The sequence below is a fragment of the Plantactinospora sp. B5E13 genome (assembly GCF_039871775.1).
Lineage (GTDB): Bacteria > Actinomycetota > Actinomycetes > Mycobacteriales > Micromonosporaceae > Plantactinospora.
In genome coordinates this window covers 1-14,643 of record NZ_JBDPLT010000072.1, presented here as the reverse complement: position 1 = coordinate 14,643, position 14,643 = coordinate 1, and the positions used below count along the sequence as shown (strand labels likewise).

The window sequence follows — 14,643 nt, the reverse complement described above, 5'->3', positions numbered from 1 at the left end:
CCTGGGCGCGGCATCAGACCTGCCCCGCCGCCGAACCGGCGGAACCGGTGGCGGAGTCGTCGGGCCGGCCGGCGGAGACCGCGGCCGGGGCGAGTTCGGCGTAGAGCGTGGTGACGGCGGCCACTGTCTCGACCTCGGTCGGCCACCCGGCGGCCCGGTCGAGGCCCGCCCGGGCCAGCGCCGCCCGCCGGTCGGGGTCGGCGAGCAGGGCCCGGACCGCCTCGTCGACGGCCTCGACGTCGCCCGGCGGGACCAGTACGACCGCGTCGCCGACCAGCTCCGGCAGCCCGCCGACGGCGGTGGCGACCAGCGGTACGCCGGCCCGCAGCGTTTCCTGGGCGAAGAGTTGCCGGGCCTCCCAGTCGCTGGTGACCACCGCCAGGTCCGCCCCGCCGAGCAGGTCGGCCACGTCGGTGCGGTGGCCGAGCAGGGTGACCGGGGCCCGGGTGGCCGAGATCCGGGCGGCCAGCTGCAGATAGCTGGGACCGCTGCCGGCGATCACCACCACCGGCGCCGGGTCGAGGTCCCGCCACCGGGCGGCGGCGTCCACCAGCAGGTCGTAGCGCTTCTGCGGGTGCAGGCGGCCGACCGACAGGATCAGCGGCTGGTCCGGCGCCACGCCGAACTCGGCCCGGACCGCGGCCCGGCTCCGGCGCGGCGGCGGCAGGCTCGGGGCGGCGACCGGGGCCAGCCGGGCGTCCGGTGCGCCGAGGGCCCGGGCCCGGTCGACCAGGTCGGCGGAGGCACCGAGGGTGACCCGGGCCCGACGGGCGACGACCCGTTCGACGAGCCGGGACAGCTGTCCGCGTACGCCGGTGGCGAGCACCGCGTTGTGCCAGGTGACCACGACCGGCGCCGCCGGGCGGGCGAGGACCGCGACCAGGCCGGCCCGGAGTCCGTGCGCGTGCACCACGTCGACCGGTTCGGTCAGTACCCGGCGCAGTGCGGCGACCGCCCGGGCGTCGGCCGGGGTCGGGCTCGCCGGGATCTCGACCGGTACGAAGCGGGCGCCACCGGCGGTGAAGGTGAACTGCTGCTCGGTGGCGGCGGGCCCGCAGACGGTGACCGTGACGCCGTTGCTGACCAGGCCCCGGACCAGCGAGGCGACGTGCTGGCCGACGCCCCCGGTGCTGGAGGCGAGGAGGAGGACAACCGAGCCGGCCCAGTCGCCGACTGTCCCGGTACTCACCGCGTCTCCCGTTCCCTCTCCTCGTCCGTCTCCGGGCCGCCGACGTGGCGTCGACCCGCCCGGGCCGTCAGGCCACCCAGCCGGTTGCGGGTCGCCACCAGCAGCGGGCGTACGTCGTGCCGGTCCAGCGGGTACGCGATCGCGACGAACACCGCGCCGACGACGACACCGGACAGCATGCCCTGTAGCAGGGCGGCGCCGCGCGCCGGGGTGCCGTCGGCGCCGCCGCCCAGCCAGTGCGCCAGTGCCGCGCCGGCCGCCGCCGCGACCACCCCGGCGAGCAGTCCGACCAGCGCCGAGCGGGGAAAGCCGGTCAATGCCCGACGGCCGGCCTCCCGGATCACCGTCCCGACCAGCAGCACACCCAGTACCAGCATGCCGAGCGAGTTCGCCAGCCCGACCGCGAACACCCGGTGGTCGACCGGGAAAACGGCGGAGAGCCCGATCGCGGCGACCGGCACCAGGAGCCAGCCGACCACGGTGGCGACGGTGGCCGGGGCGGCGGCGTTGCGGGCGTACAGGGCCCGGGTGAGAACCGCGAGCAGGCCGTAGCCGAGCAGTCCGGGGGCGAACCCGGCGATGGCGGCGGCGGAGGCGGTGCCGCTGCCCGGCCAGAAGAACCGGGCGACCGGTTCGGCGGTGCCGACCAGCGCCGCCGCGCCGAGGCAGCTGAACAGCAGCACCCGGCGGGCGGTCGGGGCGAGGGTGTCCCGGTAGCCGGCGGTGTCGCCGGTGGCGTGGGCGGCGGCGAGGGTCGGGTACGCGGCGACGGCCAGCGGGACCGCGAGCACCGCCCAGGGCAGCAGGTAGACGGTCTGGGCCAGGTTGAAGACCACCGCGGCGCCGGTCGGCCCGCCGGTCACCTGGTGCAGGCTGACCACCAGGGCGATCTGCTGGGCGGCCACGGTGGCCGCGCCGGCCAGGGCGAGGCCGCCGACCCTGGCCCGGGCGTCGGCCGGGAACCGGTAGCCGGGTCGGATCGGCAGCCGGAGCCGGCGCAGCGGCACGAGCAGCGACAGGGAGAGCACCACCACGCCGAGGGTGGTGCCGGCGGAGAGGATCAACTCGCCACCCCGGCCCACCCCGGCGATGCTCGGGTGCACGCCCTCGGCGGCGGCGAACGCCAGGTAGACCCCGATCACCGTGACGCTGGAGAGCAGCGGGGCGATCACCGGCCAGGCGAACCGCCGGTACGACTGCAGCACGCCGGTGAGCACGATGCCGATCCCGTACAGCGGCAGTTGCGGGGCGAAGACCCGCAGCATCCGGGCTCCGGCCTCGACCTCGGCCGGGCTCGGCCGGTCGGCGATCAGCCCGATCACCGGTTCGGCGAAGACCGCGACCACGACCGCGAGCGGGACCAGCAGGGTCAGCGTCCAGCTGAGCAGGGCGCCGGTGGTCCGGGCCACCGCGGCCCGGTCACCGGCCGCGACCGCGCCGGCCAGCAGCGGTACGACCAGACTGGCCAGCGCCCCACCGGCGACGATCTCGAAGATGATGTTCGGCACGGTGTTCGCGACCACGTACATGCCGCCGAGGTCGCTGTTGTCGCCCATCACCCAGGTGAAGACGGCGGTACGCCCGAACCCGGCCAGTCGACTGGCCACGGTCAGTACGGCGATCAGCGCCGCGGCACCGGCGACCCGACCGGCGCCGACGAGGGGTGCCGGCGTCTTCACGTCAGGAGTGTCGCCGACCCAGCGCGTCGAGTTCGCGCAATCCCCGGGTGTTCTGGATCACCTGGGTGAAGCTGACCTTCTCGCTGGCGGCGGTGAGCGCGGCGATCCCGGTCAGCAGGGCGGCCCGCCCCACCGGCCCGGTACGCGCGGCCAGCGCCACCCCGAGCAGCGCGCCGAGCGCGTTGGCGCCGCTGTCACCGAGCATGACCCGCTCGTCGAGGTCGGCGGGGAGCAGCGCGGCGGCGGCGCCGACCGGGCCGGCGGCGAGTCCGCCGGTCGGGCCGGGCAGCAGCGGGGTGCCGAGCAGCACACCGGCCTTCAGCGCCCGGCCCGGTCGCAGGTCGAGCAGGTTGACCAGGTTGGCGGTGCCGGCGACCACTCCGGCACCGAGCAGCACGTCGACCAGGCCGGCGGTACGGCCGGCCCGGCGACGGTGTGGGTGTGACCGGACGGTGGGGTCGGCGGCGAGCAGGGCGGCGGCGGCGAGCCCGGCGGCCCCCACCCCGGCGATCTTGACGAGGCCGCTGGTGACCCGGCCCTGCCGCAGCGCGCCGAGGTGTCCGGCGAAGCCCTTGGCCGTCTTCTGGTCGGGGCGGGCCCCGACCACGTCGTCGTAGAGGCCGACGGCGCCGGAGGAGAGGCCGGCGACCAGGGCGGCGGTGGCGGCGGGGCGGCTCGGTGCGCCGGCCGCTCCGCCCACGGCCGCGGCGGCGGCGAGCGCCGGGCCGGCGGCGAGGGTGACGGTGCGGCCCCGGAAGTTGGTGCGTTTCAACGCGGGGGCCCAGGGACCGGCGGCGACGGCGCGCAGTACCGCACCGGCCAGCCCGGCGGCGACACCGAAGGCGATCCGGCGCCGACCGGCGACACCGCGTCCCGCGGTCATGCGGCCACCCGTGGCGTGCCGGGTGGCCTGTTCCGGGGCGGTCACTCGGGCAACGCCGGCAGCAGGGACTGGGCGCCCTCGCCGACCCCGTACGCGCCGGCCTGCTTGGTGCCGAACTGCTGGACCAGTGCCAGCGCGGTGACCAGCTGCCCCTGCACGGTGTTCGCGTTGTCGACGGTGGAGATCGTCTTGGACAGCGCCGGGTCCCGACGCACCTCCGCCACCAGGTTGCCGCCGCCGCTGCCGTTGCCGGCGACCACGGCCAGGGACGCCTTGTCGAACTGGTCGGTCAACCGGACCACCGAGGCGTCCTTCTTCGCCGCGTCCCGGTCGACGTACGGCTGCCCGCTGACCACCACGAACGCCTCGGCGGGGGCGGTGATCTTCTCCGGCACGGTCAGGTAGCCCGCCTCGCTGTAGTCCTCCAGCACCGCCCGCCGGTCCGCGTCGGTGACCGGCGAGCCGCCCTCCGGGCGGTCGAGCACGGCGCTGGCCAGCAGCGCGGCGGACTTCTCCACGCCGTCGCTGCCGGGCAGTTCCGCGTCGGGGATGGTCGGACGGGCCGCCCGGGCCGCCATGCCGAGCAGGTCGACGTTGCTGGCCGGTTCGATGAACTTCTCCTGTACGTCGATCCGGCCGGTAATGGTGGCACCGGTCTGCCGGATCATTTCGGTGACGTCCTCGACGTGGTCCTGCCCGCTCGGCAGCGTGAGCACCAGCACCCGGCGGTTGGTGAGCGCCCCGCGCAGCAGGTGCGGCGCGGCCTCGGTGACGAAGTCCTCCTCGCGCTGGAGTTCGGCCTGCATGCTGTCGACCTGGTCTCGGAGCTGGTCGTTGCTTTTACGCAGCGCGTTGACGGTGTCGTTGAGGGAGTCGGCGAGCGGCCCGTTGAGGGCCGCGGTGCCGACCACCAGGCCGATGGCCAGGGCCAGGAAGACCGCGGTGAGCGACACCACGTGGTACCGAAAGTTGATCACGACCAGCGCCTCTTGATCGATCGGGGCCCGACCTCCATGGGCCGGGGCCTAGAAGAGCTGTCCAAGTTGGAACACCGTATTGTTCCACCACTCGGAGGCCACCCCGAGGTAGGCCTTGCCGACGGTGGAGACCGCGACCGCCGACGCCATCGCGGCCAGCGCCGAGAGCACCAGCAGCAGCAGCGACGAGCCGGAGATGCTCTGCCGGTAGAGCCGGCTCACCCCCTTGGCGTCGACCAGTTTGCCACCGACCTTCAACCGGGTGAGGAAGGTGGAGGCCATGCCGCCCCGGCCTTTGTCCAGGAACTCGACGAGTGTCGCGTGGGTGCCGACCGCCACGATCAGCGAGGCGCCCTTGCCGTCGGCGAGCAGCATCGCCAGGTCCTCGCTGGTGGCCGCGGCCGGGAAGGTCTGGGCGGTGACCCCGAGCCCGTTCACCCGGGCCAGTCCGGGGGCCCGCCCGTCCGGGTACGCGTGCACGATCACCTCGGCGCCGCAGCGCAGCACGTCGTCGGTGACCGAGTCCATGTCGCCGATGATCAGGTCGGGGGTGTATCCCGCCTCGACCAGGGCGTCCGCCCCGCCGTCGACCCCGATCAGCACCGGCTTGAACTCCCGGATGTACGGGCGCAGCACGTCGAGGTCGGCCTTGTAGTCGTACCCCCGGACCACGATCAGGCAGTGTCGACCCCGGATCGTGGTCTCGATGTCCGGCACCCCGACGCCGTCGAGCAGCAGGTCACGTTCCTGCTTGAGGTACTCCATGGTGTTGGCGGCGAATGCCTCCAACTGCACCGACAGGCCCTCCCGGGCGTCGGCCATCGCCTTGGCCACCGACTCGGCGTCCTGTCGGCTGCCGTGCCCGACCGGCTCGTCACCGAGCAGCACGGTGTTGCCGTCGATCCGAACCGTGTCCCCCTCGCGGATCTGCTGGAAGATGCTCTCGCCGAGGTCGTCGAGGAGGGGGATCCCCGCCTTGATCAGCACTTCCGGTCCGAGGTTGGGGTATCGGCCGGAGACCGACGGTTTGGCGTTGAGCACCGCGCCGACGCCGACCGCCACCAGGGAGTCGGCCGCGACCCGGTCCAGGTCGACATGGTCGATCACCGCGATGTCACCAGGACGTAGTCGACCGACCAGGCGCTTCGTCCGGCGGTCGAGGCGCGCGGTGCCGACAATCTTGCCCGGTTCGGCGCTCCGGGCCCGGCGCAACGTGGGTAAACGCATCCTGACCATCCTGGCATGTGGGGCAGAGCTTTCTGTCGCGACATGCCTGAGCAGGGCCGCCACCCCCAAGGGAACCACATCGACGCCCGGCCGGGTGTGGCCCGGGTCACACCTTCTGTTTCCCGCGCCCCCGCCCGCACCGGTCCGGGGGCCGTCCGCCGTCAGGGCCGGCGTTCCCGGGCCGCCACCGCGAGCAGTTCCTCCGCATGCGCGATACCCAGGTCGGAGTCGGGCAAACCAGCGAGCATCCGGGCGAGTTCCCGGGCCCGCTCGGTGTCCTCGACCACCCGTACCCCACTGGTGGTCACCGCGCCCCCGGTGTCCTTGGCCACCACCAGGTGCCGGTCGGCGAACGCGGCGACCTGCGGCAGGTGGGTCACCACCAGGACCTGGTGGGTACGGGCCAACCGGGCCAGCCGGCGGCCGATCTCCACCGCCGCCTGCCCGCCGACCCCGGCGTCGACCTCGTCGAAAACGAGCGTGGGCGGCCCACCGGAGCCGGCGAAGACCACCTCGATGGCGAGCATGACCCGGGACAGTTCGCCGCCGGAGGCGCCCCGCTGCAGCGGCAGCGACGGTGCGCCCGGGTGGGCGAGCAGTCGCAGTTCGACCTCGTCCGCGCCGTCCGACCCGACCCCGACCTCGACACCGTCGACGGTCAGCGTCGGCTCGCCCCGACCCGCCGCCCGGGGCAGCACCGCCACCTCGATCCGGGCGTGCGGCATCGCCAGGCCGGCGAGTTCGACCGTCACCTGCTCGGCGAACCGGCCGGCGGCCTCCCGCCGGGCCGCGGAGAGCCGGCCGGCCAACTCGGCGACCTCACCGGCCAACCGGTCCCGCTCCCGTTCCAGTTCGTCGAGGAGTTCGTCGGAGCTGTCCAGCTCGGACAGCCGGGTCCGGGCCCGCTCCGCCCAGGCGATCACCCCGTCGACGTCGTCGGCGTATTTGCGGGTCAGCCCGCGCAGCGCCGCCCGGCGCTCGTAGATGGTCTGCAGCCGGGCCGGGTCGGCGTCGAGGGCCGCCAGATAGCCGGAGAGTTCCGCCGCGATGTCGCCGACCAGGGTGGCGACCTCCTCGAGCCGCCCCGCCAGGTCGCCGAGGGTCCGGTCCACGGCGGCCTGGGCCTCCAGGATCCGTCGGGCGTGCCCGAGCAGTGTCGTCACGTCGGCCATCTCGTCGGTCGGCTCGGCCGCGCCCGCCACGCAGTGCTGCGCGGTCTGGGCCGCGGTCCGCAGACCCTCCGCGTGCTCCAGCCGTTGCGCCTCCGCCTTGAGCTCGTCGTCCTCCCCCGGCTGCGGGTCCACCCGGGTGATCTCGTCCAGGCCGAGGCGCAGCAGGTCCGCCTCCTGGTGGCGTTCGCGGGCGTTGCGCCGCCGGTCGGCCAGGTCGTCCGATACCCGGCGCCACCGGGTGTACGACTCGCGCAGGTTCTCCAGCAGCTTCTCGTGCTCCGGTCCACCGAACCGGTCCAGCGCGGCCCGCTGTTCGGCGGGGCGGAGCAGCCGCAGCTGGTCCGACTGGCCGTGCACGGCCAGCACCTGCTCCCCGATCTCGCTCAGCATCGACACCGGCATGCTCCGGCCCGCGACGTGGGCCCGGGACCGCCCCTCCACCGTTACCGTACGGCTCAGCAGCACCGAACCGTCGTCGTCCGGCTCGCCACCCGCGTCGGCGATCCGGGTGTGTACGGCGGTGGCGACTCCAGCAGCCAACCGCAGTCGGCCCTCGACCACCGCCCGACCGGGATCGGCCCGCACCCGACCGGCGTCGGCGCGCCCGCCGAAGAGCAGCCCGAGACCGGTGACGACCATGGTCTTGCCCGCGCCGGTCTCGCCTGTGATGACGTTCATGCCACCGGTCAACGGCAGCGTGGTGTCCTCGATGACGCCCAACCCGGTGATGCGCAGCTCTTCCAGCACAGCCACCGACAGTAGTAGCGGCCCCCGACACTTGACCACCCGGCGCCCGCCTCCGATTGTCGGCGGCCGCCACGGCCGGCGGTTCGGGGTACTAACTGCGGCGGTCCCGCCACCCCTCGACCGGCAGCCCGAACTTGGCGACCAGCCGGTCGGTGAAGTGCCGGGCCCGCAGCCGGACGACCCGGACCGGCAGCGCGCCCCGGTGCACCGTGACCCGGGCCCCCGGCGGCAGGTCGTAGACCCGGCGGCCGTCGCAGCTGAGCACCGCGAGGGTGGTGAACGGGTTCACCGTGACGGTGAAGGTGGACGTCGGCGCGGTGACGATCGGGCGGCTGAACAGCGCGTGGGCGCTGATCGGCACCAGCAGCAGGGCCTCCACCTCCGGCCAGACGATCGGCCCGCCGGCGGAGAAGGCGTACGCGGTGGAGCCGGTGGGGGTGGCGCAGACGACACCGTCGCAGCCGTACCGGGACAGCGGCCGCCCGTCGACGTCGACCAGGAGTTCGAGCATCTGGGCGCGTTCGCCCTTCTCCACGGTCACCTCGTTGAGCGCCCAGGACTCGATCACCGGGCCGCCCTCGAACTCGGCCCGGACGTCCAGGGTGAGCCGCTCGTCCACTGTGTAGTCGCGCTGGACCACGTCCCGGACCGCCTGGTCGAGGTCGTCGATCTCCGCCTCCGCGAGGAAGCCGACCCGGCCGAGGTTGATGCCGAGCAGCGGCGCCTTCGCCGGGCGGGCCAGGTCCGCGGCGCGCAGGAACGTGCCGTCGCCGCCGAGCGCGATGACGATCTCCGCGCCCTCGGCGGCACCGAGCAGGCTGACCGGTCGCACGCCGGGCAGGTGCAGGTCCTCCGCCTCCTCGGCCACCACCCGTACCTCGAAACCCGCCGCGATCAGGTCCGCCGCGACGGTACGGGCGTGCGCGGTGCTCGCCGGCCGGCCGGTGTGCGTCACCAGAAGTGCGGTCCGGGTCATCGGGCTCCCTCCCGTGCCACGCCCGAGCCGGTCGGCCCGGCCGGTCCGGCCGCCACCGCCGCCCGGACCCGCGTCTCGTCCGGGGCCGGCGCGCCCTGTCGCAGCCAGACGAAGAATTCCACATTGCCGCTCGGACCGGGCAGCGGGCTGGCCACCACGCCGGCCAGTCCGAGGTCGAGGTCGGCGGCGGTGCCGGCGACCGCGAGGACGGCCTCGGTCCGCAGTTCGGGATCGCGGACCACCCCGCCGCTGCCGACCCGCTCCTTGCCGACCTCGAACTGCGGCTTGACCATGAGCACCAGGTCCCCCTCCGGGTCGGTGCAGGCCCGCAACGCCGGAAGCACCAGGCGGAGCGAGATGAACGAGAGATCGGCGACGGTGAGCGCGGCCGTGCCACCGATGACGTCGGGGGTGAGGGTCCGGACGTTGGTGCGTTCGAAGACCCGCACCCGGGGATCCTCCCTGAGTGCCCAGGCGAGCTGGCCGTAGCCGACGTCGACGGCGACCACCTCGGCCGCGCCCGCGCGCAGCAGCACGTCGGTGAAACCGCCGGTCGACGCTCCGGCGTCGAGGCAGCGTCGACCGGTCACCCGCAGGCCGTCCGGGGTGAACGCGGCCAGCGCGCCGGCGAGCTTGTGCCCGCCACGGGAGACGTACTCGGTGCCGGGGTCCTCACCGAGCACCCGGACCGGGTCCGCGGGGTCGACCATGGCCGCCACCTTGCGGGCCGCGACACCACGGACCTGGACCCGCCCGGCCTCCACCAGCGCGGCGGCCTGCTCCCGCGACCGGGCCAGACCGCGGCGGACGAGTTCGGCGTCGAGTCGGGTACGACGTGCCATCGATGTTTCTCCGGTGGGTGGCTGGGCTCACGCCTGGTCGATGGTGGCGAGGGTCTCCCGCAGCGTCTGGTGCGCGGCCTCGTACTGGGCGATCTGGTCGGCCGGTGGCAGGTTCGCCGCGTTGGCCATGGCCTGGAGTACGGCGTCCACGGCGGGATGGCCGGTGCCGGTGTCACCGGCGTCGGCGGCGGCGTGGCTGGAGGTCGACGCCCCGGGTCGCCCGGTTCCGGGCGGGCCACCGGGCCGGAACGGACCGGGTACGGGACTGGGGTTCACGCCGCATCACCGCCGGAGGCCGCGGAGGGTGGGGTCTTCTTCACCACTGCCTTCTTCGCTGCCTTCTTCACGGTCGCCTTCTTCGCCACAGCCTGCTTGGCGAGGGCCTGCCGGGCGACCGGCTCCTGCGCCTCCGCCTTCCTGGCAACGGCTTTCTTCGCGACCGCCTTCTTCGCGACCGCCTTCTTCGCGACCGCCTTGGGCACCAGTGCCTTTCCGGCCGACGCCGTCGAACCGGCCCCCGAGCCGGCCGCCGGCGCGGGCTCCGCACCCGCCCGGACGTTCGCCAGGTCCCGTTCCAACTGCTGTACCCGTCGGGTCAGGGCGGCGACCTCGTCGTTGGTGGCAAGTCCGAGCGCGCCGAGAGCCCGGTCGACCTCCACCCGGACGATCCGCGTCAGCGCCTCCCGGTTGGCCATGCCGGTGGAGATCAGCTCCTCCGCCATGGTCTGCAGCTGGGCGGCCGTGGCACCGCTGGAGCCGACCAGTTTCCTGGCGACCGCCTGGGCCCGCTTCCTCGACGCCTCGCTCAACCCGAGGGCCAACTCGAGATAGGCCCGCCACGCATCCTGCATACCCCGGTCCTTTCGCGGGTGCCGACTGTACAGGTTGTCACGCTACCGGGCGCCGGGCGCCGGCCAGTGCGGTACGGTGCCCGGGGAGCGGGCGTGGCGCGAGACGAGGGGGCGGGCGATGGCCAGTGTTGAGGAATGTCGGCAGGCGCTGCACGATCTGGCGGCCCGGTTGGACGTCAACGCCGCCACGGGACGCAAACAGATCGATCTGGACCGTACGCTGGCCTGCCGGATCACCGACCTCGGCACCGCGTTCCACGGTCGGCTGACCGGTGGACGCCTGGTCGACCTCGCCGACGGTGACGACCCGAAGGCGAAGATCGCGTTGAGCACGACCAGCGACAACCTGATCCGGCTGGTCCAGGGCGAACTGGATATCCCCAAGGCGCTCGCCGCGCGGCAGATGACGGTCAACGCCAACCCGTTCGACCTGCTGAAGCTCCGCAAGCTCCTCTGACCGCCCGGTACCGCCGAGCCGTGCCGGTGACCGACGCGGGTGGCCCGATCGGTTCAGGCCGGGGCTGACGTCCTCAGCAGACCGAGTGCCTCGAGCGCCTGTCGGGCCTCCTGACCCGCCGGACGGACAGCCTCGAGCGGTCCCTCGGCTGACCACGACTCGGCACACAACGCCCGCAACGCCTCCAGCCGCGAACCCGACCCGGCGAGCAGTCCGGTCGTCTGTTCCCGGGTCACCTGCCACCCGGTCGCCCCGGCCGGGTACGGCGGCGACGTCGGCCCGGGCAGCCGAGCCACCCCGGCCGGATCGAACAGCCCCTCGAGGGTCTCGGCGACGTAGGTCGGCCGGGCGTGCGCCGGGGCGTGCAGCAGGTCGGTGGGAGTACTCACTCCGGTGAGCACGAGCAGACTGTCCATGCCCGCCCGCACCGCCCCCTCGATGTCGGTGTCGAGCCGATCGCCGACCGTCAGCGGGCGGGTGGCACCGGTACGCCGGGCCGCCGTGCTGAACAGTGCCGGTCCGGGCTTGCCGACGACCAGGTCGGGTTCCCGCTGCAGGGCGGTACGCAGCACCGCCACCAGCGAGCCGTTGCCCGGCACCGGTCCCCGTGGGGTGGGCAGGGTGCGGTCGGTGTTCGTGGCGATCCACTCCGCACCGGCCCGTACCGCCAGGGCAGCCTCGGCAAGATCGGCCCAGCCGACCTGCGGACCGTAGCCCTGCACTACCGCGACCGGTGCGTCCTCGAACCGGCTGACCGGCCGCAGCCCGACGGTCCGAACCTCCGCCCGCAACGCCTCCGCCCCGACCACGAGTACGGCCGAATCCGCCGGAAAGCGCTCGGCCAGGACCTCCGCCGCGGCCCGGGCCGAGGTGAGTACCTCGTCAGGACGGGCGGAGAGCCCCATGCCGGTCAGCAACGTGGCGACCTCGGCGGCTCGCCGGGACGCGTTGTTCGTCGCGTACGTCAGCGGCCTACCCTCGGCGTACAGCCGGCTGACCGCCGCGACGGCCGTCTCGATCGGCCGGTCGACCAGGTAGATCACACCGTCCAGATCAAAAACCACCAGATCGTACGCGTCGACCAGCCGACCGTCCGTCGAGGAGCCCGTCACGCGCGAGCCGTTCCCGGCGAGTCGTCGGTGGCGGCCTCGGCACCCTTCACAACCTCTGCCGTCGACGTCGCCTCGGCGGCCGGGGTCACGTTCCCGTCGTCGTCGGCATCCTCGCCAACCAGATCCTCGTCGTCGTCCTCGAGGTCGTCCTCGTCATCAACGTCGTCCTCGAGGTCGTCCTCGTCATCAACGTCGTCCTCGAGGTCGTCCTCGGGTTCGGCCGCCGCCTCAGCGGCGTCGTCGAATTCTGCCTCGCCGCCGTCGGGATCAGCCTCGGCTCCAGGCTTCTCAGGGTCGGTCTCGTCGTCGAGTTCGTCCCCCTCGAGGACCACACCGTCGAGTTCCAGCAGCCGTTCCGCCGCGTCGGTCTCGCCGTACTCGTCGACCTCCGCAGCGCGGGCGAACCACTCCCGGGCCTCCTCACGGCGGCTGACCGCCAGGAGGGAGTCGGCGTACGCGTACCGGAGCCGGGCAGTCCACGGCTCGGTCGATGCCGAGGTCAGTTCGCGTACCTGAAGCATGGCCACGGCCGCGTCGCCCTGACCCATGTCGCCTCGGGCACCGGCGGCCACGATCAGCAGTTCGATCGCGTCCGCCTTGTCCAGCGACTCCCGGTCGGCGCCCCGGAACAGGTCGATCGCCCGCTCCGGCCGGCCGAGTGCCCGCTCGCAGTCCGCAAGTACGGCCAGGTGCGTCTGCTTGCCCGTCATCCGGTGATAGGTACGCAGCTCGGCGAGGGCGGTCTGCCACTCACCCGCCCGGTACGCGGCCAGTCCGACAGCCTCGCGCACCGGGGCGATCCTGGCCGCGAGCCGCCTGGCCGCCAGCGCGTGCTCCAGCGCCAGTTCCGGATCCTCGTCGATCAGTTGTCCCGTCGCGACGAGGTGCCTCGCCACCCGCTCCGCGACCGGCTTCGCCAGAGAGAGCAGTTCTGCCCGGACCGAACTGTCGAGATCCGTCGCCACGATCTCGTCGGGCAGGACCGGGTCGGCCGACTCCCGGGAGTCGCCCGTCCTGCCCTGGCCATCGCCACGACCGGCGCGCTGGTCGCCGCCGTACCGACCCTCCTCACGCGGTCGCCGGTCGGCACCGTCCCGGCGCCCGTCGGCACCCCGACCGGAGACACCCGCCTCAGGCCGCGTACCTTCCGCACGGCCGCCCTCAGCCGGCCGTACGGTGCCCCGATCGTCGCCGCCCCGCGTGCCGTACCGGGGTCGTTCGCCCCGGAAGTCGTCGCGCCGTCCACCGGTGTCACGGGCGCCGGGCCGGTCGCCGGCCGGGCGACCACGGTCCGGGCCGGCACCCCGCTGACGGTCCTCGAAGCCCGGGCGGCCGTCGCGCTCGCGGAAACCGCGCCCGCCCTCGCCCGGTGCGCCGCTCCGGTACCCACCGCCCTGGCCCGGAGCTCGGTAACCGCCCTCACGGCGGTCACCACCACGGAAACCACCATCGCGGCCAGAGCCTTCACGACGGTCACCACCACGGAAACCGCCCTCACGGCGGTCACCACCATCGCGCCCGAAGCCCTCACGGCGGTCACCACCACGGAAACCCCCCTCACGACGCTCGCCGCTCCGGAAGCCCCCCTCACGACGCTCGCCACCACGGAACCCGCCGTCCCGGCCGGAATCATCCCGCCGGTCACCACCACGAAAGCCGCTGTCGCTCCGGAATCCGCCGTCCCGCCGGAAACCACCCTCACGACGGTCACCACCGTCCCGGCCGAAGCCCTCACGGCGGTCACCACCACGGAAACCACCGTCACGACGCTCACCGCTCCGGAAGCCTCCCTCACGACGGTCACCACCGTCCCGGCCGTAGCCTGCGCCGCGGTCGGCACCGCCGCGAGCGGCGTCGTCCCGCCGGTCGCCGCCCCGGTAACCGCTATCCCGCCGGTAGCCAGCTCCTCGGTCGTCATCACCCCGGCCGCGGAAGTCACCCCGGTCCCGGAATCCGCCGCCGCGTGGCGCGCCGGAGCGGTAGCCGCCACCGTCACCGCTACGGCCGCCGGCACCGCCACGGTCGGTCCGCTGGTCTCGGTCCCCCCGGAAGTCGCCGCCTCGTTCGGCACGCGGTCCCCCCCGGTCGTCCCGACGGTCGCCGTCACCCCGGCCCGCGGCTCGGAAGCCGCCGTCCCGGCCACCGGGCCGGTATCCGCCGCCACTCGGGGAACCTCCTCGATCGCGGGAGGTGCCGTACGAATCGCGGTCTCCGCGATGGGACGGTCGCCCGTCTCCACGCACGGAGGCGTCGCGACCGCCCCGTCGGTCTGGACGATCGTCCTGACGGCGTGGCCGGTCTCCGCCGTGCGCTCGTGAACTCACGGGTACATCCTTCCTCAGGGCGCTCTGGCCGAAACATACAACGAAGGGCCACCCAGACATGGGTGGCCCTTCATTAGAAGATGTCCGGCGGTGTCCTACTCTCCCACACCCTCACGAGTGCAGTACCATCGGCGCTGGAAGGCTTAGCTACCGGGTTCGGAATGTAACCGGGCGTTTCCCTTCCGCCATAACCGCCGTAACCCTATC

At 73.8% G+C, this 14,643-nt stretch carries 14 protein-coding genes and 1 rRNA gene; 1 reads left to right on the top strand and 14 read right to left on the bottom strand.

Features of this window, described 5'->3' with window-relative positions; translation table 11 throughout:
• Window positions 1-13: 13 nt before the first annotated feature.
• From ABGB05_RS34955 to ABGB05_RS34910, 10 genes are all read right to left on the bottom strand, one after another.
• Window positions 14-1,189, bottom strand: coding sequence for a glycosyltransferase family 4 protein (locus tag ABGB05_RS34955; RefSeq protein ID WP_347658274.1), 1,176 nt, complete (start codon window positions 1,187-1,189; stop codon window positions 14-16).
• Complete coding sequence (locus tag ABGB05_RS34950) at window positions 1,186-2,868, bottom strand: lipid II flippase MurJ (protein WP_347658273.1); 1,683 nt, start codon at window positions 2,866-2,868, stop codon at window positions 1,186-1,188. Before ABGB05_RS34950 ends, ABGB05_RS34955 begins: the two co-directional genes overlap by 4 nt.
• 1 nt (window position 2,869) lies before the next feature.
• The gene (locus tag ABGB05_RS34945; protein ID WP_347658272.1) at window positions 2,870-3,751 is read right to left on the bottom strand and encodes a hypothetical protein; all 882 of its coding nucleotides are present in this window, start codon (window positions 3,749-3,751) and stop codon (window positions 2,870-2,872) included.
• A gap of 41 nt (window positions 3,752-3,792) precedes the next feature.
• Window positions 3,793-4,728 carry a copper transporter gene (locus ABGB05_RS34940; RefSeq protein ID WP_347658271.1) on the bottom strand — a complete coding sequence of 312 codons (936 nt, stop codon included), beginning with the start codon at window positions 4,726-4,728 and terminating at the stop codon, window positions 3,793-3,795.
• A 48-nt stretch (window positions 4,729-4,776) separates the two neighbouring features.
• Window positions 4,777-5,955, bottom strand: coding sequence for a putative cytokinetic ring protein SteA (gene steA, locus ABGB05_RS34935; RefSeq protein WP_347658270.1), 1,179 nt, complete (start codon window positions 5,953-5,955; stop codon window positions 4,777-4,779).
• Between the two features lie 161 nt (window positions 5,956-6,116).
• Window positions 6,117-7,874, bottom strand: coding sequence for a DNA repair protein RecN (gene recN / locus ABGB05_RS34930; protein ID WP_347658285.1), 1,758 nt, complete (start codon window positions 7,872-7,874; stop codon window positions 6,117-6,119).
• 91 nt (window positions 7,875-7,965) lie between these two features.
• Window positions 7,966-8,850, bottom strand: a complete 885-nt coding sequence (locus ABGB05_RS34925; RefSeq protein WP_347658269.1) for an NAD kinase — start codon at window positions 8,848-8,850, stop codon at window positions 7,966-7,968.
• Complete coding sequence (locus ABGB05_RS34920) at window positions 8,847-9,692, bottom strand: TlyA family RNA methyltransferase (protein WP_347658268.1); 846 nt, start codon at window positions 9,690-9,692, stop codon at window positions 8,847-8,849. The genes ABGB05_RS34925 and ABGB05_RS34920 overlap by 4 nt, the downstream gene beginning before the upstream one ends.
• A 27-nt stretch (window positions 9,693-9,719) precedes the next feature.
• A complete protein-coding gene (locus ABGB05_RS34915; RefSeq protein WP_347658267.1) occupies window positions 9,720-9,968 on the bottom strand; it encodes a hypothetical protein in 249 nt (82 codons plus the stop codon).
• Window positions 9,965-10,543 (bottom strand): hypothetical protein, encoded by a 579-nt coding sequence (locus tag ABGB05_RS34910; RefSeq protein WP_347658266.1) that lies wholly within the window; start codon window positions 10,541-10,543, stop codon window positions 9,965-9,967. Before ABGB05_RS34910 ends, ABGB05_RS34915 begins: the two co-directional genes overlap by 4 nt.
• Before the next feature lie 118 nt (window positions 10,544-10,661).
• Here ABGB05_RS34910 and ABGB05_RS34905 point away from each other — a divergent pair, with 118 nt between their 5' ends.
• The gene (locus ABGB05_RS34905) at window positions 10,662-11,000 is read left to right on the top strand and encodes an alkyl sulfatase C-terminal domain-containing protein (protein WP_347658265.1); all 339 of its coding nucleotides are present in this window, start codon (window positions 10,662-10,664) and stop codon (window positions 10,998-11,000) included.
• 53 nt (window positions 11,001-11,053) lie between these two features.
• Here the strand turns inward: ABGB05_RS34905 and ABGB05_RS34900 are convergent, their stop codons facing one another.
• From ABGB05_RS34900 to rrf, 4 genes are all read right to left on the bottom strand, one after another.
• Entirely contained in the window at window positions 11,054-12,112 is a 1,059-nt protein-coding gene (locus ABGB05_RS34900) for an HAD-IIA family hydrolase (RefSeq protein ID WP_347658264.1), read from the bottom strand.
• Entirely contained in the window at window positions 12,109-13,008 is a 900-nt protein-coding gene (locus ABGB05_RS34895) for a Replicase polyprotein 1ab (protein ID WP_347658263.1), read from the bottom strand. The genes ABGB05_RS34900 and ABGB05_RS34895 overlap by 4 nt, the downstream gene beginning before the upstream one ends.
• Window positions 12,975-14,351, bottom strand: coding sequence for a hypothetical protein (locus tag ABGB05_RS34890; protein ID WP_347658262.1), 1,377 nt, complete (start codon window positions 14,349-14,351; stop codon window positions 12,975-12,977). The genes ABGB05_RS34895 and ABGB05_RS34890 overlap by 34 nt, the downstream gene beginning before the upstream one ends.
• 167 nt (window positions 14,352-14,518) lie before the next feature.
• Window positions 14,519-14,635, bottom strand: a 5S ribosomal RNA gene (rrf, locus tag ABGB05_RS34885).
• Between the last annotated feature and the right edge of the window lie 8 nt (window positions 14,636-14,643).

Coding starts and splice junctions, on each gene's coding strand:
- ABGB05_RS34905 (WP_347658265.1), top strand. CDS start 10,662: ATGGCCAGTGTTGAGGAATGTCGGCAGGCGCTGCACGATCTGGCGGCC.
- ABGB05_RS34920 (WP_347658268.1), bottom strand. CDS start 9,692: ATGGCACGTCGTACCCGACTCGACGCCGAACTCGTCCGCCGCGGTCTG.
- steA (WP_347658270.1), bottom strand. CDS start 5,955: ATGCGTTTACCCACGTTGCGCCGGGCCCGGAGCGCCGAACCGGGCAAG.
- ABGB05_RS34945 (WP_347658272.1), bottom strand. CDS start 3,751: ATGACCGCGGGACGCGGTGTCGCCGGTCGGCGCCGGATCGCCTTCGGT.
- ABGB05_RS34910 (WP_347658266.1), bottom strand. CDS start 10,543: ATGCAGGATGCGTGGCGGGCCTATCTCGAGTTGGCCCTCGGGTTGAGC.
- ABGB05_RS34925 (WP_347658269.1), bottom strand. CDS start 8,850: ATGACCCGGACCGCACTTCTGGTGACGCACACCGGCCGGCCGGCGAGC.